Annotated in this window: 26 protein-coding genes and 1 tRNA gene; 15 read left to right on the top strand and 12 right to left on the bottom strand. The window is 56.9% G+C overall.

Annotated features, from left to right (window positions below; translation table 11 throughout):
* Positions 1-83 precede the first annotated feature (83 nt).
* The 7 genes from D0851_RS09140 to D0851_RS09110 all read left to right on the top strand — a co-directional run bounded on the left by D0851_RS09140 (position 84) and on the right by D0851_RS09110 (position 7,132).
* Complete coding sequence (locus tag D0851_RS09140; RefSeq protein ID WP_117618371.1) at positions 84-788, top strand: TRAP transporter small permease subunit; 705 nt, start codon at positions 84-86, stop codon at positions 786-788.
* A complete protein-coding gene (locus tag D0851_RS09135; RefSeq protein ID WP_117618370.1) occupies positions 785-2,320 on the top strand; it encodes a TRAP transporter large permease in 1,536 nt (511 codons plus the stop codon). The genes D0851_RS09140 and D0851_RS09135 overlap by 4 nt, the downstream gene beginning before the upstream one ends.
* A gap of 22 nt (positions 2,321-2,342) precedes the next feature.
* A complete protein-coding gene (locus D0851_RS09130) occupies positions 2,343-2,768 on the top strand; it encodes a GlcG/HbpS family heme-binding protein (protein WP_117618369.1) in 426 nt (141 codons plus the stop codon).
* A 40-nt stretch (positions 2,769-2,808) separates the two neighbouring features.
* Positions 2,809-4,281: an FAD-linked oxidase C-terminal domain-containing protein gene (locus tag D0851_RS09125; protein WP_117618368.1), complete on the top strand. Its 1,473-nt coding sequence runs from the start codon at positions 2,809-2,811 to the stop codon at positions 4,279-4,281.
* Positions 4,274-5,341: a glycolate oxidase subunit GlcE gene (glcE, locus tag D0851_RS09120; protein ID WP_117618367.1), complete on the top strand. Its 1,068-nt coding sequence runs from the start codon at positions 4,274-4,276 to the stop codon at positions 5,339-5,341. Before D0851_RS09125 ends, glcE begins: the two co-directional genes overlap by 8 nt.
* A 2-nt stretch (positions 5,342-5,343) precedes the next feature.
* Positions 5,344-6,552, top strand: coding sequence for a glycolate oxidase subunit GlcF (gene glcF / locus D0851_RS09115; protein ID WP_117618366.1), 1,209 nt, complete (start codon positions 5,344-5,346; stop codon positions 6,550-6,552).
* A 136-nt stretch (positions 6,553-6,688) separates the two neighbouring features.
* Positions 6,689-7,132: a DUF4124 domain-containing protein gene (locus D0851_RS09110; protein ID WP_117618365.1), complete on the top strand. Its 444-nt coding sequence runs from the start codon at positions 6,689-6,691 to the stop codon at positions 7,130-7,132.
* Between the two features lie 12 nt (positions 7,133-7,144).
* On the opposite strand, the gene rhtB is transcribed toward D0851_RS09110, so the two are convergent.
* Together rhtB and D0851_RS09100 are read right to left on the bottom strand one after the other, a co-directional pair.
* Positions 7,145-7,765, bottom strand: coding sequence for a homoserine/homoserine lactone efflux protein (rhtB, locus tag D0851_RS09105; RefSeq protein WP_117618364.1), 621 nt, complete (start codon positions 7,763-7,765; stop codon positions 7,145-7,147).
* A 3-nt stretch (positions 7,766-7,768) separates the two neighbouring features.
* A complete protein-coding gene (locus tag D0851_RS09100; protein ID WP_117618363.1) occupies positions 7,769-8,647 on the bottom strand; it encodes a sodium:calcium antiporter in 879 nt (292 codons plus the stop codon).
* Positions 8,648-8,844: 197 nt separating this feature from the next.
* Here D0851_RS09100 and D0851_RS09095 point away from each other — a divergent pair, with 197 nt between their 5' ends.
* The 3 genes from D0851_RS09095 (at position 8,845) to D0851_RS09085 (ending at position 10,494) form a co-directional block, all read left to right on the top strand.
* Positions 8,845-9,000: a hypothetical protein gene (locus tag D0851_RS09095; RefSeq protein WP_162893708.1), complete on the top strand. Its 156-nt coding sequence runs from the start codon at positions 8,845-8,847 to the stop codon at positions 8,998-9,000.
* A gap of 80 nt (positions 9,001-9,080) precedes the next feature.
* Positions 9,081-9,833 carry an NYN domain-containing protein gene (locus D0851_RS09090; RefSeq protein WP_117618361.1) on the top strand — a complete coding sequence of 251 codons (753 nt, stop codon included), beginning with the start codon at positions 9,081-9,083 and terminating at the stop codon, positions 9,831-9,833.
* Positions 9,834-10,053: 220 nt separating this feature from the next.
* Positions 10,054-10,494 carry a universal stress protein gene (locus D0851_RS09085; protein ID WP_117618360.1) on the top strand — a complete coding sequence of 147 codons (441 nt, stop codon included), beginning with the start codon at positions 10,054-10,056 and terminating at the stop codon, positions 10,492-10,494.
* A gap of 390 nt (positions 10,495-10,884) precedes the next feature.
* Here D0851_RS09085 and D0851_RS09080 read toward each other — a convergent pair whose 3' ends face one another.
* The 8 genes from D0851_RS09080 to D0851_RS09045 all read right to left on the bottom strand — a co-directional run bounded on the left by D0851_RS09080 (position 10,885) and on the right by D0851_RS09045 (position 18,834).
* Positions 10,885-11,379 carry a type II toxin-antitoxin system VapC family toxin gene (locus D0851_RS09080; RefSeq protein WP_117618359.1) on the bottom strand — a complete coding sequence of 165 codons (495 nt, stop codon included), beginning with the start codon at positions 11,377-11,379 and terminating at the stop codon, positions 10,885-10,887.
* Complete coding sequence (locus tag D0851_RS09075) at positions 11,354-12,445, bottom strand: helix-turn-helix domain-containing protein (RefSeq protein ID WP_117618358.1); 1,092 nt, start codon at positions 12,443-12,445, stop codon at positions 11,354-11,356. Before D0851_RS09075 ends, D0851_RS09080 begins: the two co-directional genes overlap by 26 nt.
* Before the next feature lie 785 nt (positions 12,446-13,230).
* A complete protein-coding gene (locus D0851_RS09070) occupies positions 13,231-14,430 on the bottom strand; it encodes an ImmA/IrrE family metallo-endopeptidase (protein ID WP_117618357.1) in 1,200 nt (399 codons plus the stop codon).
* Positions 14,431-14,442: 12 nt separating this feature from the next.
* A complete protein-coding gene (locus D0851_RS09065; RefSeq protein ID WP_117618356.1) occupies positions 14,443-14,727 on the bottom strand; it encodes a type II toxin-antitoxin system HigB family toxin in 285 nt (94 codons plus the stop codon).
* Positions 14,728-15,059: 332 nt separating this feature from the next.
* Positions 15,060-15,135 (bottom strand) — tRNA-Phe (locus D0851_RS09060).
* Between the two features lie 121 nt (positions 15,136-15,256).
* The gene (locus D0851_RS09055; RefSeq protein WP_117618355.1) at positions 15,257-15,529 is read right to left on the bottom strand and encodes an oxidative damage protection protein; all 273 of its coding nucleotides are present in this window, start codon (positions 15,527-15,529) and stop codon (positions 15,257-15,259) included.
* Between the two features lie 75 nt (positions 15,530-15,604).
* Positions 15,605-16,672: an A/G-specific adenine glycosylase gene (mutY, locus tag D0851_RS09050; RefSeq protein ID WP_117618354.1), complete on the bottom strand. Its 1,068-nt coding sequence runs from the start codon at positions 16,670-16,672 to the stop codon at positions 15,605-15,607.
* Entirely contained in the window at positions 16,672-18,834 is a 2,163-nt protein-coding gene (locus D0851_RS09045; protein ID WP_117618353.1) for an AsmA family protein, read from the bottom strand. Before D0851_RS09045 ends, mutY begins: the two co-directional genes overlap by 1 nt.
* A 193-nt stretch (positions 18,835-19,027) precedes the next feature.
* On the opposite strand from D0851_RS09045, the gene D0851_RS09040 reads away from it, so the two are divergent.
* From D0851_RS09040 to hisF, 5 genes are all read left to right on the top strand, one after another.
* The gene (locus D0851_RS09040) at positions 19,028-19,489 is read left to right on the top strand and encodes an SRPBCC family protein (protein WP_117618352.1); all 462 of its coding nucleotides are present in this window, start codon (positions 19,028-19,030) and stop codon (positions 19,487-19,489) included.
* A gap of 138 nt (positions 19,490-19,627) precedes the next feature.
* Positions 19,628-20,221: an imidazoleglycerol-phosphate dehydratase HisB gene (gene hisB / locus D0851_RS09035; RefSeq protein ID WP_007153401.1), complete on the top strand. Its 594-nt coding sequence runs from the start codon at positions 19,628-19,630 to the stop codon at positions 20,219-20,221.
* A 71-nt stretch (positions 20,222-20,292) separates the two neighbouring features.
* Positions 20,293-20,934, top strand: a complete 642-nt coding sequence (gene hisH / locus D0851_RS09030) for an imidazole glycerol phosphate synthase subunit HisH (protein ID WP_117618351.1) — start codon at positions 20,293-20,295, stop codon at positions 20,932-20,934.
* 182 nt (positions 20,935-21,116) lie between these two features.
* Positions 21,117-21,854 (top strand): 1-(5-phosphoribosyl)-5-[(5-phosphoribosylamino)methylideneamino]imidazole-4-carboxamide isomerase, encoded by a 738-nt coding sequence (gene hisA, locus D0851_RS09025; protein ID WP_117618350.1) that lies wholly within the window; start codon positions 21,117-21,119, stop codon positions 21,852-21,854.
* Between the two features lie 8 nt (positions 21,855-21,862).
* Complete coding sequence (gene hisF / locus D0851_RS09020; protein WP_117618349.1) at positions 21,863-22,636, top strand: imidazole glycerol phosphate synthase subunit HisF; 774 nt, start codon at positions 21,863-21,865, stop codon at positions 22,634-22,636.
* 38 nt (positions 22,637-22,674) lie between these two features.
* Here hisF and D0851_RS09015 read toward each other — a convergent pair whose 3' ends face one another.
* Both D0851_RS09015 and D0851_RS09010 read right to left on the bottom strand, forming a co-directional pair.
* Positions 22,675-23,457, bottom strand: coding sequence for a divergent polysaccharide deacetylase family protein (locus tag D0851_RS09015; RefSeq protein WP_413773555.1), 783 nt, complete (start codon positions 23,455-23,457; stop codon positions 22,675-22,677).
* 38 nt (positions 23,458-23,495) lie between these two features.
* Positions 23,496-24,905, bottom strand: coding sequence for a S41 family peptidase (locus tag D0851_RS09010; RefSeq protein WP_117618347.1), 1,410 nt, complete (start codon positions 24,903-24,905; stop codon positions 23,496-23,498).
* Between the last annotated feature and the right edge of the window lie 76 nt (positions 24,906-24,981).

Here is a 24,981-nt window from a genome sequence, read left to right as displayed (position 1 = left end):
AAAAAGAAACAAGGGGAAGGGCAGGGACAGCTTCGGAAGGGGGGGTCCCACCTTCCCCGTTTTGTGGCTGAGGAAGCAACAACATGTCTGATCTTGAAGGTTTCGGATTCGTAATGCCGCACTGGTTCTACTGGGGCTGGCTTGCGGTCATGCCGCTGATCATGATGGCCTGGGACAGGTGGAGTAGTGGTCACGGAGGCGGGAGTGCCGAGCCGGAATTGACACCGGGGGAATTACAGGCGGAAGAGGATGATCCTCTTATCTATCTCCAGTTCGAAGGGAACTGGTTTACCAAGGTAGTGGACTGGATGTGCGACAAATCCGGTCTGTTTGTGTCGTTTTGGACAATCAATGCCGTTGTGTTCTATTTCTTTGGGGTGGTCATGCGCTATATCTTTAACATGCCCACCATCTGGGTCCATGAAGCCAGCTTCCTGCTGCTGGGTATGCAGTATATGCTGGCGGGCGCATTTGCCATGCTTCATGGCGCCCACGTGCGTGTGGATGTGATGTACAACATGCTGCCGCCGAGGGGAAGAATTGGCCTGGACATCTTTACTTCCATGTTCTTCTTCATTTTTGCCCTGATTCTGCTGGTTACCTCCTGGACCTTCTTCCAGGATTCCTACGCCATGAATGAGACCACGGTTGAGACCTGGGGCATCCAGCATTGGCCGGCCAAAGGCATGATGGTTCTGGGTTCAATACTTCTTTTACTCGCAGGCACATCCAAGCTGATCAAGGATATTGTCCTGTTTGTCCGTCTTGGCCGGGAGCGCACCGCATGACTACAAATACAACAACTGCGCCGGGCAGTAACCTTGTCGGGAAGCTGAGTACCTGGCTGATGATTATCGCCACAGTGGCACTGGCGTTTGTCATCTGTGTCGAAATGATCAACATTCTTTTCTACGATCCGTGGAGCGATGAGCAATTCCTGTTCAAGCTCTCCGGTAGCCTTTCTGACGTCAAGATCGGGCCTTTGACCTATCTGATGTTCGGTTCCCTTGCCGTGGCCCTGATGATGGGGCTGCCGCTGGCTTTCGTGACCGGTGGTCTAGGGGTGATGTTCATCTACCTGGTGGGCGACGCACTGATGCTGAACCTCGTGCCGGGGCGCATCTTCCCGATGATGACCAACTCTGATCTGGCGGCGATACCGCTGTTTATCTTCATGGCTTCGATGCTTGAACGCGCCGGCCTGATTGAGGAAATGTTCAGTGTGGTCTACAAGTGGATGGGTGGCCTGAGCGGCGGTCTGGCGACAGCAACCATCCTGGCCTCCACCCTCCTTGCAGCCATGGTGGGTGTCATTGGAGCCGCAGTTGTCACGATGGGTATCATCGCTCTGCCGGCGATGCTCAAGCGCGGTTACGATCAGAAGATCGCTCTGGGCTCGATCATGGCTGGCGGTACTCTGGGCATACTGATTCCTCCTTCAATCCTGGCAATTCTGTACGCGGTTGTCGCACAGCAATCGGTCGGTGAGTTGTATCTCGGCTCCGTGATCCCGGGCCTGATGCTGTCTTCCATGTATATTGCCTATGTGCTGATCCGCAGCTGGATTAATCCGAAGCTGGGGCCGCCTGTACCGGTGGAAGAGCGGATTTCCCTGAAGGAAAAGCTGCTGCTCACGAAAAACCTGATTGCTCCACTGATTCTGGTATTTCTGGTGCTGGGCCTGCTGTTCGGCGGCATCGCAACGCCCGTGGAAGCGGCCGGTATCGGCTCCTTTGGCGCCATCGTGGTGGCCATGATGCACGGCAGGTTCTCCATTGCCGGACTGCGGGAAGCATCCGTAACCACTACCAAGGCATCCGCAATGGTGCTGTGGATCATGTTCGGTGCCTCGGTCTTTGTTGGCTTCTACATCCTTCAGGGTGGGCAGCAATTTGTCACGGACGCCATCCTGGGTACTGGCATGTCGCCATACGGCATTCTGTTCCTGCTGATGTTCCTGCTGGTGGTTCTGGGTATGTTCCTGGATTGGGTGGGTATTCTGCTGCTGGCAGTTCCTATCTTCATTCCTATTGTTAAAGCGCTGGAGTTCCCGGGGTTGCTGGGCTTCCCGCCTGTGGCAGGTGATGACGTTGTGCTCTGGTTTGGCGTGCTCTATCTGGTCAATATGCAGATGTCGTTCCTCAGTCCGCCATTCGGTTACGCATTGTTCTACCTCCGCGGCGTATGCCCGCCGGAAATATCCATGGCCACGATTTTCCAGTCGTCCCTGGTGTTCCTGGCGATTCAGGCGCTCGGGCTGTTCATGTGTATCCTGATTCCCGGCCTCGTAACCTGGCTGCCAGGGCTGGTCTACGGTTAATTAATTCAAGGAGTAATACGTTATGTTGACAATCAATCGGCTGGATCTGGCTGAAGCACGAATTCTCATTGAAGGCGCCGCGAACAAGGCCCAGGAAATCGGCGTGCCCATGTGCATTGCCATCGTGGATGAATCCGGCAACCTGGTGGCCTTCGAGCGCATGGACGGCGGCAAGATCACCAGTGTGACCATTGCCCAGGACAAGGCGTTCACGGCGGCGGCGGCGAAGAAAGCCACCCACGACTACAACAAGGTGAACGTGCCCGGCAGCCTGGCCTTTGGTATTCACACCGAAGTGGGCGGGCGCATCAGCTCAGTTGGCGGTGGCTTGCCGGTGATCGTTGACGGCGACGTGGTGGGGGGTATCGGAATCAGTTCCGGTACGCCCCAGCAGGACATGGATTGTGCCCAGGCCGGTCTTGACCACTTTGCAACAAAACGCGGTTGATGACTGTCACACTTGATGTAATCCAAACCCAGAGAGTGCTATGACTACCAAGCCGAAAGTTAGCAAAGCCGAGCTGGTGGAGCAGTTCCGGTCGTTTATCGACCCGGACTACGTCATCACCGATGACGAAACCATGAAGCCCTACGAATGCGACGGCATGTCCATGTATTGCGAGATGCCGTTGCTGGTGGTTCTGCCGGAGACCGTTGAACAGGTGCAGCGCGTGATGCGCATCTGCAACGAGAACGCAGTGCCGGTGGTGGCCCGTGGTGCCGGAACCGGGCTCAGTGCCGGTGCCATGCCCAATAAAGAGGGCGTGGTGCTGTCGCTGGCCAAGTTCAACCGCATCATCGGGATTGATCCACTGGGGCGAACGGCACGGCTTCAGCCTGGTGTTCGTAATCTGGCCATCAGTGAAGAGGCGGCCCAGTATGGTCTCTACTACGGCCCGGATCCCTCGTCCCAGATCGCCTGCACCATCGGCGGTAATGTGGCGGAGAATTCCGGTGGCGTGCACTGCCTCAAGTACGGGCTGACCGTTCACAATATTCTTAGCGTGGAGATGGTGACCGCCGAGGGTGATGTGGTCACCGTGGGCAGCGATGGCCTGGACAGCTGTGGCATGGATCTGCTGGCGCTGATGACCGGCTCTGAAGGTCTGCTGGGTGTGGTGACGGAAGTAAAAGTAAAACTGCTGCCGGAGCCGGAAGTGGCCCAGGTGGTTATGGCCGGTTTTGATGATGTGCAGAAGGGCGGCGATGCCGTGGGCGGCATTATTTCCCACGGGATCATTCCCGGCGGCCTGGAAATGATGGATAGCCACGCGATCGTCGCGGCCGACGACTTCGCCCAGGCGGGTTACCCGAGGGATGCCAAAGCCTTGCTGCTGTGCGAAGTAGACGGTACCGAAGAAGAGGTGCATGAGCACATCGCCCAGGCCGAGGACGTGTTCCGCAAGCTGGGGGCTACCTCCGTCCGTACTTCCCAGAGCGAGGAAGAGCGTGCGCTGTTGTGGAAAGGCCGTAAATCCGCGTTCCCGGCAGTCGGCCGGATTTCGCCGGATTACTACTGCATGGACGGTACCATTCCCCGCCGTGAGATCGCCTACGTTCTGACGGAAATGGAGAAGATGTCCGAGGAGTTCGGTCTGCGCGTGGCCAACGTGTTCCACGCCGGCGACGGCAACCTGCACCCGTTGATCCTGTTTGACGCCAACGTGCCCGGCGAGTTTGAGCGCACCGAGGCGTTTGGCTCCCGCATCCTGGAAATGTGTGTGGAAGTGGGTGGCTGCATCACCGGTGAGCATGGCGTTGGCGTGGAAAAAATCCGCCAGATGGCCGTGCAGTTCAACGATGAGGAGCTGCAGCAGTTCCACGATGTGAAAGCGGCCTTCGACCCCGCCGGTATTCTCAACCCGGGCAAGGGCGTGCCGGCACTGCGATTCTGCCAGGAATACCGCTCCCTTGAGCATAAACAACACACGCACGACCATACGGAAGCCGCCCATGGCTGATATTTCCCAACAACTGAAGGAGCAGGTGCTCCAGGCCCGGGACAGCGGGCACAAACTCAATATTGTCGGCGGTGGAACCAAGGCCTTTATGGGCCGGGAAGCCGACCCGGATGCCGGAACCCTCAACGTGGGCGAACATTCCGGCATCGTGGATTACCATCCGGTCGAACTGGTATTGACCGTTCGTGCCGGTACGCCTTTGAGCGAGATCGAGGCCACCCTGGCCGAACAGGGCCAGTGCCTGCATTTCGAACCGCCCAGATTCGGTGCTGCCTCCAGCATCGGCGGCACCCTGGCCTGCAATCTTTCCGGCCCGGGCCGTCCGTGGGCGGGTTCGGTACGGGACCAGGTCCTGGGTATCCGGCTGCTGAACGGCAAGGGTGAGCACCTTCGCTTTGGTGGTCAGGTCATGAAGAACGTGGCCGGCTATGACGTATCACGGCTTCAGGCCGGCGCCCTCGGCACGCTTGGCGTGATTACCGAAATTAGCATGAAAGTGATGCCCAGACCTGCTGCGTCCCTGACCCTGATTCAGGAAATGGGCATGGACGAGGTGATTCACTACATGAACAGCCGCGCCGCCGAGCCCAAGCCGATCACGGCTGCCTGCTGGGTGGACGGCAAGGTCTATCTGCGCCTGTCCGGCGCAAAATCCGGTGTTGAGGCCACGGCCGAAAAATGGTCCGGCGAGGTGATGGAGCAGGGCGATCAGTTCTGGCAGCAGGTGCAGGACATGCAGCACGAGTTCTTCGCCGGTAATGACGTGCCGCTGTGGCGTTTCTCCGTTGGCTCAACCGCAGCCACGCCGGAGCTGGAAGGCAACTGGTTCATCGACTGGGCCGGTTCCCAACGCTGGTTCCGGGGTACCGGTGAACTGAAAGAGCTGGAACCGGTGGCGCGCGCTGCGGGCGGCCAGGTCAGCCTGTTTCGGGGTGGCGACCGCTCCGGTGAAGTGATGCACCATCAGCCGGAGGCCCTGAAAGGCATTCAGCGCCGAATCAAGAATGCGTTTGATCCGGATAACATCTTCAATCCCGGACGCTTATACAGCTGGTTGTAACTATGCAAACTAATCTGGTTCAACAATTTGCCAACACCGCGGAAGGCCAGGAAGCCGAGTCGATACTGCGGGCCTGTGTGCACTGTGGCTTCTGTACCGCAACCTGCCCGACCTACCAGGAACTGAACGACGAACGTGATGGTCCCCGGGGCCGGATCTACCTGATGAAAATGTTCCTGGAAGGTGCGGAAGTTACGGACAAAACCCGGGAACACCTGGACCGCTGCCTCACCTGTCGCAGCTGCGAGACCACCTGCCCCTCTGGCGTAAAGTATGGCCGCCTGGTGGATATCAGCCGTGGCCTGATGGAGAAGGAGCTGCCCCGCGATCCGAAAGACAAATGGCTGCGCTGGGCCATGGCCCGGGTCATTCCCAACCGCCAGTTGTTCGGCATTCTGCTGCGTCTCGGGCAGGTGTTCCGCCCGGTGCTGCCGGAGAAGCTGCGCACCAAGGTACCGCCCAGAAAGCAGGCGAATCCGTGGCCGGCGGCCAGCCACAGCCGGATCGTGCTGGCACTGGCCGGCTGCGTGCAGCCCTCCGCTACACCCAACACCAACGCCGCTGCTGCGCGGGTATTGGACCGGCTTGGTATCACCATGGTTGAGGCACCGGAAGCCGGCTGTTGTGGCGCCGTGAACTATCATCTTTCCGAGCACGAGAAGGGCCTGGAAAGAATGCGCCAGAACATTGATGCCTGGTGGCCCGCCATCGAAGCAGGCGCAGAAGCGATCATCATGACCGCCTCCGGCTGTGGCGCCATGGTTCAGGATTACGGCCATCTTCTGAAAGATGACCCGGTGTATGCCGCCAGGGCGCAGAAGGTCAGTGAACTGTGCATCGATCTCGGCGCCTTCCTGCTGAAACAGGATCTGGAGAAGCTCAAGGTGCGCCAGAATCCCGGAAAGGTGGCGTTCCACTGCCCCTGCACCCTGCAGCACGCCATGAAACAGAGTGGAGTGGTCGAACAGGTGCTGACCCGGGCCGGCGTAAATCTCGCTGCCACCAAAGACAAGCACCTGTGCTGCGGCTCTGCCGGAACCTACTCGGTTACGCAACCGGAGATGAGCCAGAAACTGCTGGGCAACAAGCTCAAGGCGCTGACCATCGATAACCCCGACCGCATCGTTACCGCCAACATCGGTTGCCAGATGCACCTGGAGACCAGGTCGCCGGTTCCCGTGCAACACTGGATTGAGCTTCTGGATCAGTAAAACCTGAAATCGGGGTCAGATGAAAAAGGGGTCAGATGAAATTTTCATCTGACCCCTTTTTCATCTGACCCCATGTTCACGGTTTTTTTCGTTATACTGCCGCGGCAATTTACCGAACCACAGGGAGTGGAACCGTATGCCAAGGATAATGGCGAGTCTTGTTGTGTCTGTTGTATTCGCCGCTGTTGCCCACGCCGAAGTCTATACCTGGATAGACAGCCAGGGCGTGGCGCATTTCTCGGATTACCCGCCAGGGGAAATTCCCCACAAACGGATTCAGGTGCGGGCGCCTGCTACTGTGCCGATGTCTGAAAATCTCAGGCAAGAGGAGCGTATTTCCGGGATTCGAGAAGAGGTGAGCGGTCTGCTGTCCCCCTCTGGTCGCCCCGGTAAACCCGATACCAATGCCCGGGAAAGAGCCAGCGCCAGGCTGGAAAAAACCTGTGGCAAGTACCGGCGTAAGCTGGACCAGATTCAGTCCAGGTTACGGGCCGGCTACAGCAACGACAGGGGGAACAGCCTAAGGCGTCAGCGCCGGACATTAAGTCAGAAACTCAGCCGGGAATGCATCCTGCGTTAATTCACTCGCCTGCTAAGCTCGCTTGAAGCTGGCCAGCGCCACGGCGGCGGTGACGAACAGGCCGCCAAACACCCGGTTCATCTGCTGCTGGCGCCGTGCCGAGGTCATGAAGCGGAACAGCTGGCTGGCCAGCAGGGCATAGCCGAGCATGACCAGGCAATCCACCAGTATCAGAGTGGTTCCCATGGTGATCAGTTGGGGTCCGTGGGGCGCACCGGCCACCAGGAACTGGGGAAACAGGGCAACCAGAAAGACCGTTGCCTTGGGGTTGGTAAGGTTTACAAATGTCGCGTTCCAGAACCTCTTGTGTCCGCTCACCGGCTGGCGGTCATCGTCCATGGATTCCATCACTGGCTCGCGCCATTTGGAAATGCCCAGCCAGACCAGGTAAGCAACACCCAGCCACTTGATCACGGATAGAGCAATGTTCGAGGAGGCAATAATGGCACCCAGCCCGGCACCCACCAACAGAATCTGGATACCGAACCCCAACTGCAGTCCCATGATTGCGGGCAGTGAGCGGCGAACACCGTAGCGCATGCCATTGCTCATGGTATTGATGGCCCCGGCGCCCGGGGAAACGCTGATCAGTACGGCTGCAATCAGGAAAGTGAGCCAGGCTGTGAGTGACATAACTTAAGCTCCTGAAAACGCTAAGAGATACACTGTATAACCCACGAAGGCAAGCAGCAGACCAGAACCCTCGAACCGGTTGATACGACCCGGCCCACGGAAACCATACCCCATGGCAAACAGGGCGAGGGTGAGTGTGGCCATTACCGGGAAATCCCGGGAAAGAACTTCCGGCGCTACCGACATCGGCGCAATCAGTCCGGCAATACCCACAACCGCGAGTGTGTTGAACAGATTGGAACCCAGAATGTTACCCAAGGCGAGATCATGCTCACCCTTGCGAGCGGCAATTATGGATGAGGCCAGTTCAGGCAGTGATGTGCCAACGGCCACAATGGTCAGACCGATAACCAGCCACAGTATTGCCCTCCGCAAGGGAATGGCGTGGGCTTTGAGCTCATCTGTCATCTCATTGGCCATGGTGTCTCCGGGTTGTTTGATTCCCTGGTAGATACTCCAGCCAAGCAGCGCCACGAACACCACGATCAGGCCAACGGCGTCCTGGCGGGAGAGCTCGCCGTCCCAAAGCTGCCAGCCGGCAAAGGCTGTCACCAGAATCAGAATAGGCAGCTCTTTCCGCAGAACCTGCGAATGCACCGCAATCGGCGCCAGCAATGCCGTGATACCGAGAATCAATGCAATGTTCGTGATGTTCGAGCCATAGGCATTGCCCAGCGCCAGCCCCGGATTGCCCTGGGAAGCCGCCAGAGCGGACACCGCCATCTCTGGTGCGGAAGTGCCAAAGCCGACCACAACCATACCAATCAGCAGGGGCGGCATCCCGAAATGGCGGGCCGTGGTGGCTGAGCCCTCCACGAATTTGTCCGCACTCCACACCAGCAGAACCAGGCCCGCAAGGATTGCCCCAATGGCCATCAGCATTTCAAGAACTCCTTTTAGTCAATTACCGTCTCGGCGGCACAAGAATCTATGGTGCCACAGGTTCCGGCAATAGGTATAAATGCCCTGGTGGCGTGCGTGATATTCCGGATGTCGCCCGCGCGGAAGTAGTACCGGAATCTGCTAAACTGGGTATGGAAAAACAAATCCATGAAAACGCCAAAGGAGGCACAACTGTCATGGCCAAGAAACGGGCAAAGCCCACACAGGAAAGCGCTATCAGGCGCGACCTGAAAACCCCGAAATACCAGATGCGAGTGGTTGAAGGCAAAACGAAATACAAGCGCCGGCGGGGCAAGGCCGTTCGAGCCGAGGATTTCCGCAAGGCCGCCTGATGGGTGGTTTTACGGAAATCCTTGGTGAGAATTTCCCGGGCGGTGCCCTGGAGTGAGCCAACAAGCTTGGAAGAAGTACATTGAAGGATCTTGAACAGCACAAGAAGATCGCCGTTTTAATCGACGCCGACAACGCCCAGTTGTCAAAGCTGCCCCTGATCATCGAAGAGCTGTCCTCCCACGGGCATGTGGTTGTTAAGCGCGCTTACGGTGACTGGTCTGTGGACAGTCTCAAAAACTGGAAGACGGTCCTCAATGAACTGGCTATCCAGCCGATCCAGCAGTTCGCCTACACCAAGGGCAAGAACGCGACCGATGCATCCATGATTATCGACGCTATGGACCTGCTTTACTCTTCCAAGTTCGATGCCTTTGCCCTTGTCTCCAGCGACAGTGATTTCACCAAACTGGCTTCCCGTCTGAGGGAGTCTGAGATCTACGTATTTGGATTCGGCGAGAAAAAGACTCCGGTTTCATTCCGCAGTGCCTGCGACGATTTCCTGTTCACGGAAAACCTTGAGTACCCCGATGAGGCGGCTCCGGGCGAACCGGCAAAAACCGAAACCGAACCCCGGAAAAAGAAACACGAAAAGCTTCCCGAGGAAGTCGCACTGCTCAAACGCGCGTGGGAACAGACCCAGGACGACCAGGGATGGGCGACTTTCTCTGCGGCCGGCTCCTTCCTCAAGCGCACCCGCCCGGACTTCGACCCAAGGACCTACGGTGTAAAGAAGTTCTCTGATTTGCTGGTAGCCAGATCGGAATATTTCACGGTCAAGAAGGGCGCCAACGGGCAGGGGTATCGGGCGTACAAGCCGATAGAACAGAAGTAAGCAGATATCAGAGGCGCCAGAGCCTGCGCCAGGCGGGCTTTGCGCATGGACTTTCGGGCATAGTAATCTAAACTCATGCCGGGGATTCAAAGGAGTGAATGGTGTCCCTCAGAGCCTGCGGCTCTTAAGGATTCATCCGGGGGTATGACCTGAGTCAACCATCCGGCTTTCGCATCAATGTTATGTTGATTGCACATCCAACATAAAAGGAGAGGGGACCATGGCCAAAGGGACTCCGAGCATTGTGGTTGCTTGTGACGGTTCGGATCATTCGTTACGCGCAGCAAAAATGGCAGCCGAACTGGCTAAATCTACCGGCCAACCGCTCAAATTGTTAGCTGTGTTTCCGGGCACAAAGGTGGAGAGACTGGTTGTCAGCGGCGTATGGCCGAGTGATATTGAGGAAGAGGCAAAAAGTTACGGGCGCAAAATATTTGATGCCGCGAGACAGGCCGTGAGCGGGACGGCCGATCCCGCTGAAGAGGTCCTTCTCAAAGGTGATCCTGCCAAGGAAATTATTGAATACCTGGAAAACAATCCGGGCGCTCACCTGTTTATGGGCAGGCGCGGCCATTCACTGGTGCGCAGTCTTACTCTGGGTAGTATCAGCGAAAAGGTTGTCAGGCATGCCACCGGGCCGGTGACGGTTGTAAGCGAATAACGTCGGCCCTGTTGCCAGAAAAACCGCGATCAGGGTTCGGTTTTTCTGGCAACCAGGCCCATCAGTTAAAAAAGCGAAGAAGAGAAAACAAGTCGGCGACCCATGTCCGGCGTTGCATGCGGCGGGTGGTTTTGCAGGGTTGTGTCTTTATTGTCGATCACCAACACGTCCGATGTTGCCAGCTTGCCCTTCGCAGTGCAGCTTTCCCAGCGGGACCTGAAGATCTTGATGCCCACCTCGCCAAGTATGATGCTGGCCAGAGGGGAAAATGTTCATTTTTTCGAGACTTCATCCTGAAGCAATGAGTACTGCCGGGAAACGTCGACCTGAAGGCGGTGCAGGTCTGTCGTTATGGCGGTAGATTGACAGCTTGGAAGAAAAATTCGGATTTCAGCCCTTGCGCCACTTCGTAAGGCGTTTGTCGCATTCTTCGTCTGGCAAGCGTGCGCCGGAGTAGAGCATCGAAGCTAGAGCACTCGCGAGCTTAGCTGGCGACAGTCCCCGGTGAAACTCCAATTCATCCAGAATCCAGAGTACACCTCGGACATCCAACTCCGCTTGGTGGCCAGATTTTCGCAGGTCACCATCATTCGTTAGCAGGGTCCACCCTCTCTCCCTGGCCACGAAATAGCAGGACACATCCGCCAGCGATGAATTGTTCAGAGACTGCTTGAGGTCGAATAGCTGCAGCGTCTCGCTACGACTGAGCGCCTCAATGGTCAGCCCAAGATCCGTTAATTGCTGTCCCGGAGGCTTGCGCAGCTCCCGCCAGACAAACTCTGTGGTGACAAACTGATGGGGTAGCTCGAATACCGTCTCCAAAAGGTTGCAGCGGTGAAGATCTATCCAGATATTCGTGTCAGAGACGAGAATTTTCGTGGGCATCGGCGCCCTCACCTGCTTGTCCGTTTGCCATCACATCCTCGATCTCTCCCAGACCGACGCCAAGTAACTCAGCCGCTCTGGACGGGGTTACTAGCCCCTCCGCCAATGCCCTGTATACGATCTGACGCAAGCGATAGGAGTTCTCCGGGTCCAGAGGTTCCGGTTCATCCTTCCGGTAGCCCTTGGACGACCAGAAACGAAAAGTACTTTGGTAGAAGCCCTGCTGAACAATGTCCAGATCATAGAGTCGCCGCAGAAGCGCCTGGATAGAGATTCCCCATTCCTCTTTGGCCAGCAAAAACTCCTTGAACAGCACCCGTCGGCGGCTGGTGCCGAAAGTTGCTCTCACCTGGCTGGCGGGAAAAAGGAATGCGCCTGCAAAGCGGTGGCACCAGTTTTCTTCATCACGAGTGCCATGAACCGCTTCTGGTATGTCCATCACAAGGTGGCCCAGTTCGTGGGCCAGATTGAATCGCTGCCGTTCTCCGGGGCGTTCGATATTGCTTACGATCACAGCATCAGCACCATCGTTAACCACAGCACAAAGCCCATCAAATTTTTCATGAGCTTTCAGGCCAACCACCTTGATGCCATTCTCTTCCAGGGTTTCAGTTAGGTTTGCAATGGGGTTGGTGCCAAGATGCCATCCTTTCCGAAGGTCTTCTGCGGCCTTTTCAATATCGTCGACATTAGACACCGAAAAGCACTCCCGCCATTGGGCGAACCCATCGGCAGCGTGCTCGGTTTCAAACAGATCCTCCGCAGCCAGATACCGTTCCAGGTGTTCCCGAACTTGCTCTTTCACCGCTTCCTGCTGCTTTTTGCCGAATGCAGAGTGCTTCCGAAAGTCTACCTCGCCAAGCTTGACGGAATCGGAACGAAAGAAATACTCAGGGTTTACCTCCAGCACGTCCGCGAGCTGTATTAAACGGGTGGAATTGGGCGCATCTTTGCCCTGTTCATATTTCGACAGAGCCTGCTTGGAAATATCTCCCAACTGGTCCGCAACCTGCTGTAGTGACATGTTTTTCAGGACTCGTGCACAACGCAACCGATCATGCAACATGGCTCTATTCCTTTAGGGTGACAACTGCTGGTTGACAATTTTAGGTTAAAGTTAATGGATGTCAACCTTATATGTGGATTTATCACAGCACGACACAAGATGTAGTGTTTTTTGCACAGAACGGGATTTCTTCTCAAAGCTGGAAGTCTGGAAGGGCTTTATTGAGGAAGGGTTCCCGGCTTGGGTGGCTCATACCGGGAGAACGTCATTCAATCCGTAATATCGAATTTGAGTAATCCAAGCTCAGCTATATCCTTATCGCCTTTTGACGGTGAGTAGTAGGCCTGAAAAAAACGAAATTCTGCGCGCCCTTCGGCATGGCACTTTCTTTCAGGCAGTTGTGTTCGGATTAAAGAAGGTGTGAGGATTCCAGGCTGTCCATGGTTAAGGTTCGCCCCACTGGCAGTACGGAAGCCTATTGGACGGGGCTGGAACTGCCGGTTGAGCGATAAAGCCACCGGCACAGTAGATCAGCTTTAAGTCCGACAGGCTGCTGGAAACAACAAAGCCCGCACAAGGCGGGCTTTGTCTGAATTCTTAATGGTGCCCGGAGGCGGAATCGAACCACCGACACGGGGATTTTCGATCTGAAGAATGCTGTTGATGGCAGCAGTAGACAAAAAACGACGGCAATAAAATCAGTCAGGTACGGTTTTTTGGTGTCGCTGAGTGCCGCCCAGATGTAGCGCCCAGGCCGTTCCAGCCAATGGCCACGCAGTTGTTGTCTTTGAAGTTGTCGAAGTAGCGTCCCGTTCTCTTTGAGGGCAAGGCCAGTCTTGAATAATCTAGCACTCGAGCTCGGTGCCTACTTTCTCTCTGAAGGCGCTTCCAAACAGCCTGTGATTTCCCGTTTCGTGTCGAACTCTGCCGGCAATAATCGCTGGCGCAATATTCAGCTCATTTGCGAGCTTTCGGACCGAGGCCGCTAGGGTAATTGATCGGTAGTTAACGCTATCTGGCAGTAATGCGCTTTGCGCAAGAGCGTCGGCTTGCTGCTCCTGGTCGTCTTCGGTTTCGGCATCCAGGTTGTCGATGAACCAGGCTTCATTACCGTCCAGATGCAACGCAACGTGGGCAAGTTCGTGCATGAGAGTGAACCAGAAGTTATCGAGCCGGTTATACCGAAGTGTCAGCGCTATGACCGGGTTGCCATTGGCAGCTACGCAGGCTGCGCCGTCAAGGTAGGTCTTGGGTAAATGCGGTTCAATAACGAGATGGATGCCGGACCTTTCAAGATACTCCCGCGCCAGTTCAGGCCCCTTCCCGGACCAGGATAGCCGAGTGAGATTACGCATCCATTCCAGGGTAACTGTGCCTTTTTTGTATGAGCCAGGTAGTTGTTGCTCTGCGGCTTTCTGTAAAACTCTTGCCTGCCAGGCCCATAAGGCGTAGCGGTCGCTTACCTTGTCGTTGGTGCGAAGGTGAGCGGCCGTGCGCAGCATTGCCGGTTCCAGCTCAAAACCGCCTCGCACACCGCTGAAAAGTCGCGTCAACCACTCTGCTGCGTATTCTTTCAGTTCTTGAAGGGAACCCTCGAAGCCTTCGAAATACCCACGCTTCAGCATGACCGCCAAGGGGAACGCTTGCCAGTCGACGTTTTTTTCGCTGGCAGTCTCCTGAACGGGCTCCTGAATCAGGATGTCTGCCGGTATGCCAAGACCGTGATTCAGCCGGCGAATCATATTCAGGCTGAGCGGGCGGTTTCCATTCAGTACCTCACTGACTTTGGATGCTGAACCGATAAAGGGAATGAGGTCTTTATTCTTCAGGCCCTGCTGGTCCATGCGAAAGCGAATGGCTGTTACAGGGTCAGGAAGGTCGATAGGGAACTGGCGTTGCTCGTATTGCTCAATCAGCATAGCCAACACTTCCAGCTCGTCAGCTTCCGGGGAACCCTCCAGCGGGCCAGCGTCCATCAGTACCATAAGGCGCTCCAGAGCAGCCTCATGCTCTTCCGGAGTTTTAATGATTTTCAGATGGTCCATGATGCTGTTTCCTTAGAGTTTTTGCTTGCTGTAGTCCGCGTGTGTTCCAACCCACTCCACCACGACAATGCCACCCTGGTACCGAACCTTGACCACGAGCCGAAAGTGATTGCCCTTGATGTTGAATATGACCCGGTTATCGGCGAGAAAGTCGGCGCTGGCGAATCGATTCTTGATGTCTTGTGGTGTCTGCCAGTTGCTTCTTTCTGCCTCTGCATACCACGCTTCAAGAGCCTTCTTGGAGGAAGCGTGCTTGCGCATGAAGTCGGTCAGCTTGTTCCGGGCTAAGACCTTCATAGGATGGCGAAGTTCCTTTTTCGGGAATTTTATCAAATGTTCCCTAAATGGGAAAATAACGTCTGGTTATAAGGAGTGAGAAGGTTGGCTGTCAAGGCCACCCTGATTGAGCTAAAGGTGAACTCGGTTTTTCCGCTAGCGGCCGCAGAGGGTTTGCCTTTGCGCGAGTTGCCTCAACTGAGCTCGCTGACCGGAAAGCTAAACGGCGTTAGAGAAGGGGCCCGTAAAAGCCTTACACTGGCTAAAGAGATTGGCTGTTAGTTTTCCGTGGACACTTGGTGGACACCAGAAACAACAAAGCCCGCAAGAAGCGGGCTAAGTCATTGAATTCGTGGTGCCCGGAGGCGGAATCGAACCACCGACACGGGGATTTTCAATCCCCTGCTCTACCAACTGAGCTATCCGGGCATGTTGCGCTACTGCAGTGCAACGGGGCGCTATTAAACCGGTTTCGATGTTTTGAGTCAAGGCTGAGCCGGAAAAATTTCTGAATCTTTTCAGGGTCGCTCAGGCTTTGATCAATCCGGCTTTACTGCTCCGGCGGTACGTAGCCTTCGGCCTTGTCAAAAGGCTCGTTGTTGAAAAAGTGCTGCATCTGCGCCTGCAGGTATTTGCGGGTGTTCTGGTCCATCAGGCTCAGGTGTTTTTCGTTGATCAGCATGGTCTGCTGGGCCTGCCATTCTTCCCAGGCCTGCTTCGATACGTTTTCGAAAATGTCCTGGCCCCTGGCGCCGGGCATCGGGGGGAAATCCAGGCCTTCCAGTTCTTTCTGGTATTTGCGGCAGAACACGGTACGGCTCATGGTGGCTCCTGTTGGTAAGTGTCACTGGCGGTGATGATAACAGATCGTTGCGGGTGAAAGCGCAAGCGGGCCGGCTCAAAGCAGGGCGGTTTGCTCCGGTTTGGTGAGCAGCAAACGAATCGGCGCCGGTAACCCGAGATTCAGGGCTTCATGGCGGTGCAGCCATTTCAGGTGGCCCTGGTCTGCAATGCTTTTAGAGCCGCTGGCCACGTTCAGGCGGGCGGGTTGAATGTGCAGGTGGTAATGGGAGAAGGTGTGGCGGAAGCCGCTGATCAGTTCCGGTTCTCCGCAATCCAGCCCGAGGTTCTGTTCACAGGCTTCCTGGAGTTCGTCTGCCCCGTAGGCCGGGTCCAGTTCCGGCAGGCTCCAGAGGCCACCCCAGACGCCGCTGGGTGGGCGACGCTCCAGCAGGATGCGGCCCTCGCTGTCTTGAAGGATCATCATCCAGGTAGTCTTTTCCGGTTTGGCTTTCCTGGGCTTTGAGCCCGGATAGAGTGATGTTTCGCGCCGGGCATAGGCCTGGCAGCCGTGTTGCAATGGGCAGCTGTCACAGGCCGGGCGGCTACGGGTACACACCATGGCGCCCAGATCCATAATGCCCTGGGTATAATTCCGCACCCGTTGTTCTGGCGTGTGTTCCTCGGCCCGTTGCCAGAGCTGGTTGAGCACGGCGGTCTGGCCGGGCCAGCCGGGGATGGCGTGGTAGCGGGCCAGTACCCGTTTCACGTTGCCGTCCAGTATGGCGGCGCGAATGCCGAAGGCCTGGGCCAGTATGGCCGCTGCGGTCGAGCGGCCGATTCCGGTGAGGGACTCGAGCTCTTCCTGGGTTTGTGGAAACTCACCACCGAAGTCGCGAACGACCGTTTGCGCGGCTTTCTGCAGGTTGCGGGCCCGGGCGTAATAGCCAAGGCCGGACCAGTGGCTGAGCACGTCATCTACGGGTGCTTCGGCCAACGCCTGGACATCCGGGAAGCGTTCCATGAACGCTTCAAAGTAGGGGATAACGGTGGTTACCTGGGTTTGCTGCAGCATGATTTCCGAGACCCACACCCGGTAGGCGTTCCGGTTATGGTGCCACGGCAGGTCATGCCGGCCGTGGCTGTCGTACCATTGCAGCAGTTTTTGGGCGAATCGGTCGGGCATCAGTTGAACAGGCCCTTGAGTTTGTCGCCAAGTTTATCCTGCAGCTTCTCTTTCACCTTTTCCTCGGCTTTTGTCCTGGTCTCGTCAACTTTCTCCTTAACTTTGGCCCTGGCGGCATTTTCAGCGATGGTTTTCAGGGTATCCCGGAAACGTGATCCGTCAAAGGAGCAGAGGCCGGCGGGATCTTCGGCAAAGTTGCCCCGGCATTCCACCGGAATAACCACGTTCTCCACATACTCGGTAACCCGGCAGGCGTTATCCCGATGAATCTCACCCACGATTCGAAGCCCCGCCTCGTAATCCAGCTGGCTCTGTTCCATGTCTATGGTTCCTTTGCCCTCAAGGCGCATGCCGGCCAGTGAGGCCACCAGATCGGTGTTGTTCAGGGTGTTGCCGTTGATGTTCAGGGTCCCGCGCATGTCGTTAAACGGGGTGCTGGTGCCCCAGTCGGTGGTGGTCAGCTGATCCTGGTTAACCAGAGCAATTCCCTGGCAGGCCATGCGGGTCAGGTTCATTCGGCGGAACTGGCCCTCCGCCAGGTTGAAGCTGACCTGGCCATCGGCGTTGCTGCGTAGTGCCGAGATGCGGTTACCGGTGGTGGTGACGTTCACTTTGAGGTTGGCGCCACCGCCGAGCATGTCCACGTCGGCAAGGTCGGTGAGCAGGGGCAGGGTCTGCACATTGGTAACGTCTGAGCCAATGGTCCATTTCGGGTTGTCGCTCCGGGCGTCGATGGTTACGTTGGCGCTAAAGCGGCCCTCATAGAGCTTGCCGCTGAACTCATCCACTTTTAACAGGCCATTTTTCGCTGTGGTACTGGCTTTGATTTCTTTGATGGTCAGGTTGCTGACAATCAGTTGGCCGAGTCCCAGATCAATGTCCAGCAGCAGGCCGCGGATGGTTTCCAGTGGCAACAGATCGCCTTCCGGGCCGGTTGTCGCCTTTTCGGGGGTGGCGGCCTGCTTTGTATCGCCTTCTGCTTGAGGGGGGAGGTAGCGGTCTGCATTCAGCTGGTCGCCCTGAAGGTTGAAGACGATGCCAGTGTCAGCGAGGTTGTAGCTGCCGGAGCCATTGAAGGTGGTGTCATCCAGTTTGATGGTCAGGTCGGACAGCTCCACCTTGCCGGCCGGGCCGCCGATGCTGGTGGAGAAGGCGAGGGCTTCAAGAACGCCTTTGTCACGGGTTTCAACGGCTGGCTGGCCGAGGTTGCTTAGCAGCTTCCTGAGGGAGAAATCTGCGATGGATACCTTGCCGCTCAGGGTCGGTTTGTCACCGAACCCGTTCACGGTGAGTTCCGTGCTGAGGGACAGGTTGGCAAGGCTGGCGGTAAAGTCGCTCAGGGTTGCGGTTTCGTTTTCCAGGTTTGCCTTGGCAGAGCCACCAAGTTCAGCGGTGACCTCTTTGCTGCCGAACGGTTCGCCGGCCATATCGAACACGGCTTTCAGGCCGGATACGGCGAACTCGTTGAGTGCTTCGTTGGCGGCAAGACGGGCACTGATGTTGCCATCCACCTCAAGGGTCGGCTGGGTGGTGGCAACCCGGAATCCGATCTCCAGCGGGAACTCGGAACCCAGGGTGATGTTGCTGGCGTTAACGGTAAAGTTTTCCAGGGTGACCGACTGGCCGGTGCTCTTGTCGGTGTAGTGCACCTGGGCATTGCTGATCTGAACATTCTCCACGTTGAAGTTCAGGGGCTCGCCGCCGGCACCCTGATCTTCCTGTGCCTGCTCCTCCTGGGTCCCGGCTGTTTCCGCGGCTGCCTCTCCGGCGGACTTCCCGGGCATGATGCGGGTCCAGTTGCCGTTGCCCTGTTCGTCTACTTCGAGGCGCGCGTCCAGCCCGTCCAGCACAAAGGTATTCACCCGGGGCGACATGGCAATGAGTGACCAGAAGTCGATTTGGGCAACCAGCTTTTCCAGAGCAACGAAACGATCACCTTCCAGGGTGGCCTCTACGGAATTCAGTTCAAACCCCAGCGGGATGAAAGACCAGCCAATGTCGCCTTTGAGAATCAGGTCGAGGTTGGTCTGCTTCTCAACGGCCTGTTCAATCTGCGGTTTGTAGTCGTTGGGGTCGATCACGGCCATGGCGATGGCAACGGCAGCCACGGCGAGAATGACCAGCGCAACGAGGGTGATCAGCACATAACGGACGGCTTTCATGATTCAGGCTTCCTTCCTAATGTTGGGAGCTTGCAGTATTCGCGGAGAATACCGACGCCAATGACCCAAAGGATAACGCAGGGTTAACAAATTAACAGCGCAGGAGTATGACAATGCCGTAGTGTTGGGCCAAAATACACGTCCTTGATTTTCCGACTACATTGATACCTATAAACACAAGAAGGAGTTGGTTGTGGCTATTACTGTTTCGATTGAGCTGAACCGGGAGCTTGAAATACCGGGTAGTTATGATGAAGTGTTTGACCTGCTGGCGGATGTGCCACGTTCCGCCAGCCATTTTCCCAAGGTCCACAAGCTGACCGACCTTGGCGACAACGCCTACCGGTGGGAAATGGAAAAGGTGGGCGTGGACAAGCACGCGATCCAATCCGTGTATGCCTGCAAATATTACTCAGACAAAGACGCCGGCAAGATTACCTGGGACCCCGTTAAAGGTGAGGGCAACGGGGTGGTGAGCGGCTCCTGGACCATTAAGTCCAGGGGTGACAAGGCCACGGCAGTGAAATTCCAGACCAGCGCTGAGCTTACTTTGCCACTGCCCAGCCTGCTGAAACTGGCGATCAGCCCGGTGATCAAGCACGAGTTCAACAGCCTCGTGGATACCTACATGAATAACCTCAAGAAGGCGTTTTAACCGCGCTTTTCTTTCGGATTAACCGCGCTTTGCTATCGGAGCGATTAAACCGGTTGTGGGACTCAGGCGGACATAAAAGGTATAATCGCCGGATAGATTTTTTCCGGCGCTATGCCGCTCAATTGTCACGGAGTCCCCATGGCCGAACGTAAGGCTCGGGTAGAACGAAATACCCTTGAAACCCAGATCACCGTTGAGATCGATCTCGACGGCACCGGCAAATCCAGTTTCGACACCGGCGTGCCCTTCCTGGAGCACATGATGGACCAGATTGCCCGTCACGGCCTGGTGGATCTGAACATCGTTTCGAAGGGCGACCTGCACATTGATGACCATCACACGGTGGAGGACATCGGTATCACCCTGGGCCAGGCCTTTAAGCAGGCGGTGGGTGACAAAAAAGGCATTCGCCGTTATGGCCACGCCTATGTGCCGCTGGACGAAGCCCTTTCCCGTGTTGTGATTGACCTGTCCGGCCGTCCCGGCCTGATGATGGACGTGCCCTATACCCGGGGTGCCGTTGGTGGCTTCGATGTGGACCTGTTCGAGGAGTTCTTTCACGGTTTCGTGAACCATTCCATGGTGACCCTGCACATTGACAATCTGAAGGGCAAGAACACCCATCACCAGATTGAAACCGTGTTCAAGGCCTTTGGCCGCGCCCTGCGCATGGCTATTGAAATGGACGAGCGCATGGCGGGTATTACTCCGTCCACCAAAGGCTCGCTGTAAAAGGCTCGTCGCAAGAAGACTCGCTGTAACCGGTCACTTTTCACCGGTCAATCAAGGACACCGCAACAACCATGAAAACCGTTGCCATAATCGACTACGGCATGGGCAACCTTCACTCTGCCAAAAAAGCGGTAGAGCACGTCGCCCCGGACACCACCGTACTGGTCACCGACAACGCTGGCAAAATCCGCGAAGCCGACCATGTGATCCTTCCCGGCGTCGGCGCCATCCGCGACTGCATGGCCGAAATCCGCCGCCTGGGCGTCGACACCCTGGTTCGTGAAGTGTCCCAGGACCGACCATTCCTGGGCATCTGCGTTGGCATGCAGGCCCTGATGTCCCGCAGTGAAGAAAACGGCGGCGTCGACTGCATCGGCCTGTTCCCTTCGGAGGTGCGTTATTTTGGTGACCACCTCACGGAAAACGGTGAACGCCTGAAGGTGCCCCACATGGGCTGGAACCAGGTGCACCAGACCATCGATCACCCCCTGTGGCACAACATTCCGGAGGGCGACCGTTTCTACTTCGTGCACAGCTTCTACGCGGAAGCCGAGGGCAATGCCGATATGGCCGGCCGCACGCATTACGGCGTAGACCTTGCAGCAGCGGTGGCCAGAGACAACATTTTTGCAGTGCAGTTCCACCCGGAGAAAAGTGCACGGGCGGGTTTGCAGTTGCTAGAGAATTTCACAAACTGGACTGGAAAGAGCTGACGGACCGGAATGTTTCAGCCCTTCGATGCGGGGAGCTACTGCCGGGACTGCCTGCAGCATGGATGCTGCAGGCAAGCTCACAGGGACGTATTCACAGCGTGTTCCGGCAGTAGCTCCCCGTAGCGGAGGGTGGGCGACTATCTCCGGTATCTGATCGGCCATCTCCGAGGAAGCTAGAAAATATGCTCATTATCCCCGCCATTGATCTGAAAGACGGCAAATGCGTGCGCCTGCGCCAGGGCCGGATGGACGACTCCACCGTATTCGGTGACGACCCGGTAGATATGGCCACCCGCTGGGTGGAAGCCGGCGCCCGCCGCCTGCACCTGGTGGACCTGAACGGTGCCTTCGCCGGCGAGCCGGTAAACGGCGAAATCGTTCAGACCATTGCCCGAAAATACCCGGATCTGCCGATCCAGATCGGCGGCGGCATCCGCTCCGCGGAAACCATCGAAGCCTACCTGAAGGCCGGCGTGCAGTGGGTCATCATCGGCACCAAGGCGGTGAAAGAGCCGGAATTCGTTACCGATATGTGCAAGCGCTTCCCTGGCCACATCATTGTTGGCCTGGACGCCAAAGACGGCCGCGTTGCGACCGACGGCTGGGCGGAAGTCTCCGAAGTGATGGCTACCGACCTGGCGAAGCGGTTCGCCAACGACGGCGTGGACGCCATTGTCTACACCGACATCAGCCGCGACGGCATGATGCAGGGCGTTAACGTGGAAGCCACTGCGGCACTGGCGGAAGAGGGCGGCATTCCCGTGATTGCTTCCGGCGGCGTCACCAACATGGACGACCTCAGGCGCCTGGCTACCGTGGCCGATAAGGGTATCCTCGGTGCCATTACCGGCCGTGCCATCTACGAAGGCACGCTGGATGTGGCTGAAGCCCAGGCCTTCTGTGACAGCCTGAAGGGGTAAGACGACATATGGCTCTGGCGAAACGTATTATTCCCTGTCTGGACGTCGACAAAGGCCGCGTTGTAAAAGGTGTTAACTTCGTGGATATCCGCGACGCCGGCGATCCGGTGGAAGTGGCCCGCCGCTACAACGAGCAGGGTGCCGACGAAATTACCTTTCTCGATATAACGGCCAGCCATGAAAGCCGTGATACCACCTACGAAACTGTCGAACGGATGGCGGCGGAAGTGTTTATTCCGCTCACCGTGGGTGGCGGTGTGCGTACTGTGGACGATATTCGCAAGTTGCTGAATGCCGGCGCCGACAAGGTCTCGATCAACACCGCGGCGGTCTTCAACCCGGAATTTGTGCGTGAAGCAGCGGAGCGTTTTGGCAGCCAGTGCATCGTAGTGGCCATTGATGCCAAGCGGGTCAGTGAGGAAGGCGGGGAGCCTCGCTGGGAAATCTTCACCCACGGTGGCCGCAAGCCAACCGGCCTGGACGCCATAGAGTGGGCCCGCCAGATGGTCGAAATGGGCGCCGGGGAATTGCTGCTGACCAGTATGGACCGGGACGGCACCAAGATCGGTTTCGATCTGGGCCTGACCAAGGCAATTTCAGATGCTGTCATTGTGCCGGTGATCGCCTCCGGCGGTGTCGGGGAGCTGCGGCACCTGGCCGATGGCGTGACCCAGGGTGGTGCCGATGCGGTTCTGGCGGCTTCCATTTTTCACTTTGGCCAGCACACCATTCCCGAGGCCAAAGCTTTTATGAAGGCTCTGGGGATAGAAGTCCGCGATTGAACATGAAAGCCGGCGAATAAGGGGTCAGATGAAAGCTTTCATCTGACCCCTTTTTTACGTGCAAAAGCAGGTCGAATGGCCTGCTTCTCACCCTCTGCAAACATCTTCTGGTTGCTGTTGCGCATGGCCCAGAGGCCACTCACGGTAGCGATGGCAATGCCCTGGGCGTCCAGTTCCGGAAGGTGCTTTTCCAGATAGTCCACGGTGACTTTGTGTGGATGGCCGATGCCGATGGCGCTGCCGTTCTCCCGCGCACGCTGGATCAGCAGCTTGAACTGGCGGTCGACAAACTCCTCGGTTTGTTCGTGGTCGAGAAAGACATCCCGGTTCAGGGTGGGAATCCTGTAAGCGGCAGCCACATCACCGGCGACTGATGCAGCAATGGTGCGGCTGTCTACAAAATAGACCGGGTAGCGAAAGAGCTCCTTCATTACCCAGTCCATGGGCTGGAGCTGCTGGGTTAGCAGGCTACCCATGTGATTATTCACACCCTGTACGTGAGGAATGGAGCGGAGCGCGCGCCGGAGCGTCATTGCCATGCTCAGCTCGTCCATATCGGGCGTCAGCCCGCCGGGGCCAAGCCCGAAGCTTCGTGTGTTGGCCATCGGGGCGTGCAGCATGATTTCCTTGTTTTTCCGATAGGCAAGCCGGGCAAGGGTATCGGTATGCCTGCGGTAGGGCAGGAAGGCGAGGGTCAGCGGCTGATCCAGGTTGGCCAGGCGCTTGCCCTCGTGAAGGCTGTGTCCCATGTCATCAATAATGATGGCAATGGTCGGAGGCAGCGCCTGTTTTGCAGGCTCGGCTGCTACCAGGGTGGGCACAACCGAGAGGGCAAATGCCAGCAGGGAGCCTACCAATTTCACTGACTGCTTCCTTCTGCCTTGCCTTTGCCTTGCGGACTCAGAATCCGGATGCCCTTGAGCAGATTAAGAGCCGAGCGCAGTTGGTAGTCCCTGTCTGCCAGGGAGGCGGTTTCGTCCTCCGCCAGGGTTTTATTGTCCTGTTGCTTCTTGTTCTCGTCCTGGCCTTCCAGGTGTCCGCTCAGGTCTGCCTCGGTGAAGAAGGGTTTGCTGTCCAGTTCCTTCAGCTCTGCCGGGCGCACTTCGATATCCGGTTTGATGCCGGTTGCCTGGATGGAGCGGCCATTCGGTGTGTAGTAGCGTGCAGTGGTCATCTTGATCGCGTGGGTTTCATCCAGGGGAATGACCGTCTGAACGCTGCCCTTGCCGAAGGACTGGGTGCCCATGATCACAGCGCGTTCATGGTCCTGCAGGGCTCCGGCCAGGATTTCGGAGGCAGAAGCAGAGCCTCCGTTAATCAGTACCACAATCGGAGTGCCTTCCATGACGTCGCCGGCTCCGGCGCTGAAGCGAAGGCGCGAACTCTGGATGCGGCCCTCGGTATAAACAATCAGCCCCTCATCAAGGAGCACGTCCGCGGATTCCACGGCCGCCTGAAGAACACCACCCGGATTGTTACGCAGATCAATGATCAGACCATCGAGATCGCGGCCCAGTTCGCCCTCGAGGTTGCCGAGGGCGTCTCTGAACTGCGAGCCGGTATCCGCCTGGAACTGGGTAATCCGGACATAGCCGTAGCCGTTTTCCAGCATCCGGGATTTCACACTGGTGACCTTGATGATGTCGCGCTCGACTTTGATCTCAATGGGCCCCGTCTCGCCCTCACGCATGATGGTCAGAGTGAGGATGGTGCCGGGTTTGCCGCGCATCATTTGGACTGCTTCTTCGAGGCCCATGCCTTTCACCGGCTTCTCATCGAGCTTGATAATCAGGTCTCCGGCCTGAACCCCGGCCTTTTGTGCGGGAGTGTCATCAATCGGTGCGATTACCTTTACGAAGCCATTCTCCATGCCCACTTCAATGCCGAGCCCGCCAAATTCTCCGGAGGTGCTTTCTTCCAGATCCTCATAATCCTTGGGGGCAAGATAGGTGGAGTGGGGGTCCAGGTCTGACAGCATGCCCTTGATGGCGCTTTCAAGCAGCTGTCGATCATCCACTTCCTCTACATAGGCGTCTTTTATCCGACTGAACACCTCGGTAAATTTTCGGAGATCTTCCAGAGGCAGCTGCTTTTCCGGGTCAGGGAGGCGGATTTCAACCCGTTCGCCGTCCCGGATGCCTTCGAGCAGTTGTTCGGTAGCGGAGTTTTTCTCCTGGGCCCAGGCCAGACCGGATGCGGTGGCGAAACAGGTAGCGAGTGCAATGCTGCGTAATGGAAAGGCATGGAGTGTACTTCTGACCCGTTTCATTCACATATCCCGTTTTTATTCCGATAGTTGGACTGGTTTCCCTGACACCCGACAGTATGGCGTTACCCGGGACGTT

Source organism: Marinobacter sp. Arc7-DN-1 (assembly GCF_003441595.1).
Lineage (GTDB): Bacteria > Pseudomonadota > Gammaproteobacteria > Pseudomonadales > Oleiphilaceae > Marinobacter > Marinobacter metalliresistant.
This window is presented reverse-complemented; position numbering and strand designations above follow the sequence as displayed.

Bases quoted from the DNA above. Each gene is read 5' to 3' on its own strand.
- D0851_RS09140 (WP_117618371.1), top strand. From the start codon at position 84: ATGTCTGATCTTGAAGGTTTCGGATTCGTAATGCCGCACTGGTTCTAC.
- D0851_RS09135 (WP_117618370.1), top strand. From the start codon at position 785: ATGACTACAAATACAACAACTGCGCCGGGCAGTAACCTTGTCGGGAAG.
- D0851_RS09130 (WP_117618369.1), top strand. From the start codon at position 2,343: ATGTTGACAATCAATCGGCTGGATCTGGCTGAAGCACGAATTCTCATT.
- D0851_RS09125 (WP_117618368.1), top strand. From the start codon at position 2,809: ATGACTACCAAGCCGAAAGTTAGCAAAGCCGAGCTGGTGGAGCAGTTC.
- glcE (WP_117618367.1), top strand. From the start codon at position 4,274: ATGGCTGATATTTCCCAACAACTGAAGGAGCAGGTGCTCCAGGCCCGG.
- glcF (WP_117618366.1), top strand. From the start codon at position 5,344: ATGCAAACTAATCTGGTTCAACAATTTGCCAACACCGCGGAAGGCCAG.
- D0851_RS09110 (WP_117618365.1), top strand. From the start codon at position 6,689: ATGCCAAGGATAATGGCGAGTCTTGTTGTGTCTGTTGTATTCGCCGCT.
- rhtB (WP_117618364.1), bottom strand. From the start codon at position 7,765: ATGTCACTCACAGCCTGGCTCACTTTCCTGATTGCAGCCGTACTGATC.
- D0851_RS09100 (WP_117618363.1), bottom strand. From the start codon at position 8,647: ATGCTGATGGCCATTGGGGCAATCCTTGCGGGCCTGGTTCTGCTGGTG.
- D0851_RS09095 (WP_162893708.1), top strand. From the start codon at position 8,845: ATGGCCAAGAAACGGGCAAAGCCCACACAGGAAAGCGCTATCAGGCGC.
- D0851_RS09085 (WP_117618360.1), top strand. From the start codon at position 10,054: ATGGCCAAAGGGACTCCGAGCATTGTGGTTGCTTGTGACGGTTCGGAT.
- D0851_RS09080 (WP_117618359.1), bottom strand. From the start codon at position 11,379: ATGCCCACGAAAATTCTCGTCTCTGACACGAATATCTGGATAGATCTT.
- D0851_RS09075 (WP_117618358.1), bottom strand. From the start codon at position 12,445: ATGTTGCATGATCGGTTGCGTTGTGCACGAGTCCTGAAAAACATGTCA.
- D0851_RS09070 (WP_117618357.1), bottom strand. From the start codon at position 14,430: ATGGACCATCTGAAAATCATTAAAACTCCGGAAGAGCATGAGGCTGCT.
- D0851_RS09065 (WP_117618356.1), bottom strand. From the start codon at position 14,727: ATGAAGGTCTTAGCCCGGAACAAGCTGACCGACTTCATGCGCAAGCAC.
- D0851_RS09055 (WP_117618355.1), bottom strand. From the start codon at position 15,529: ATGAGCCGTACCGTGTTCTGCCGCAAATACCAGAAAGAACTGGAAGGC.
- mutY (WP_117618354.1), bottom strand. From the start codon at position 16,672: ATGCCCGACCGATTCGCCCAAAAACTGCTGCAATGGTACGACAGCCAC.
- D0851_RS09045 (WP_117618353.1), bottom strand. From the start codon at position 18,834: ATGAAAGCCGTCCGTTATGTGCTGATCACCCTCGTTGCGCTGGTCATT.
- hisB (WP_007153401.1), top strand. From the start codon at position 19,628: ATGGCCGAACGTAAGGCTCGGGTAGAACGAAATACCCTTGAAACCCAG.
- hisH (WP_117618351.1), top strand. From the start codon at position 20,293: ATGAAAACCGTTGCCATAATCGACTACGGCATGGGCAACCTTCACTCT.
- hisA (WP_117618350.1), top strand. From the start codon at position 21,117: ATGCTCATTATCCCCGCCATTGATCTGAAAGACGGCAAATGCGTGCGC.
- hisF (WP_117618349.1), top strand. From the start codon at position 21,863: ATGGCTCTGGCGAAACGTATTATTCCCTGTCTGGACGTCGACAAAGGC.
- D0851_RS09010 (WP_117618347.1), bottom strand. From the start codon at position 24,905: ATGAAACGGGTCAGAAGTACACTCCATGCCTTTCCATTACGCAGCATT.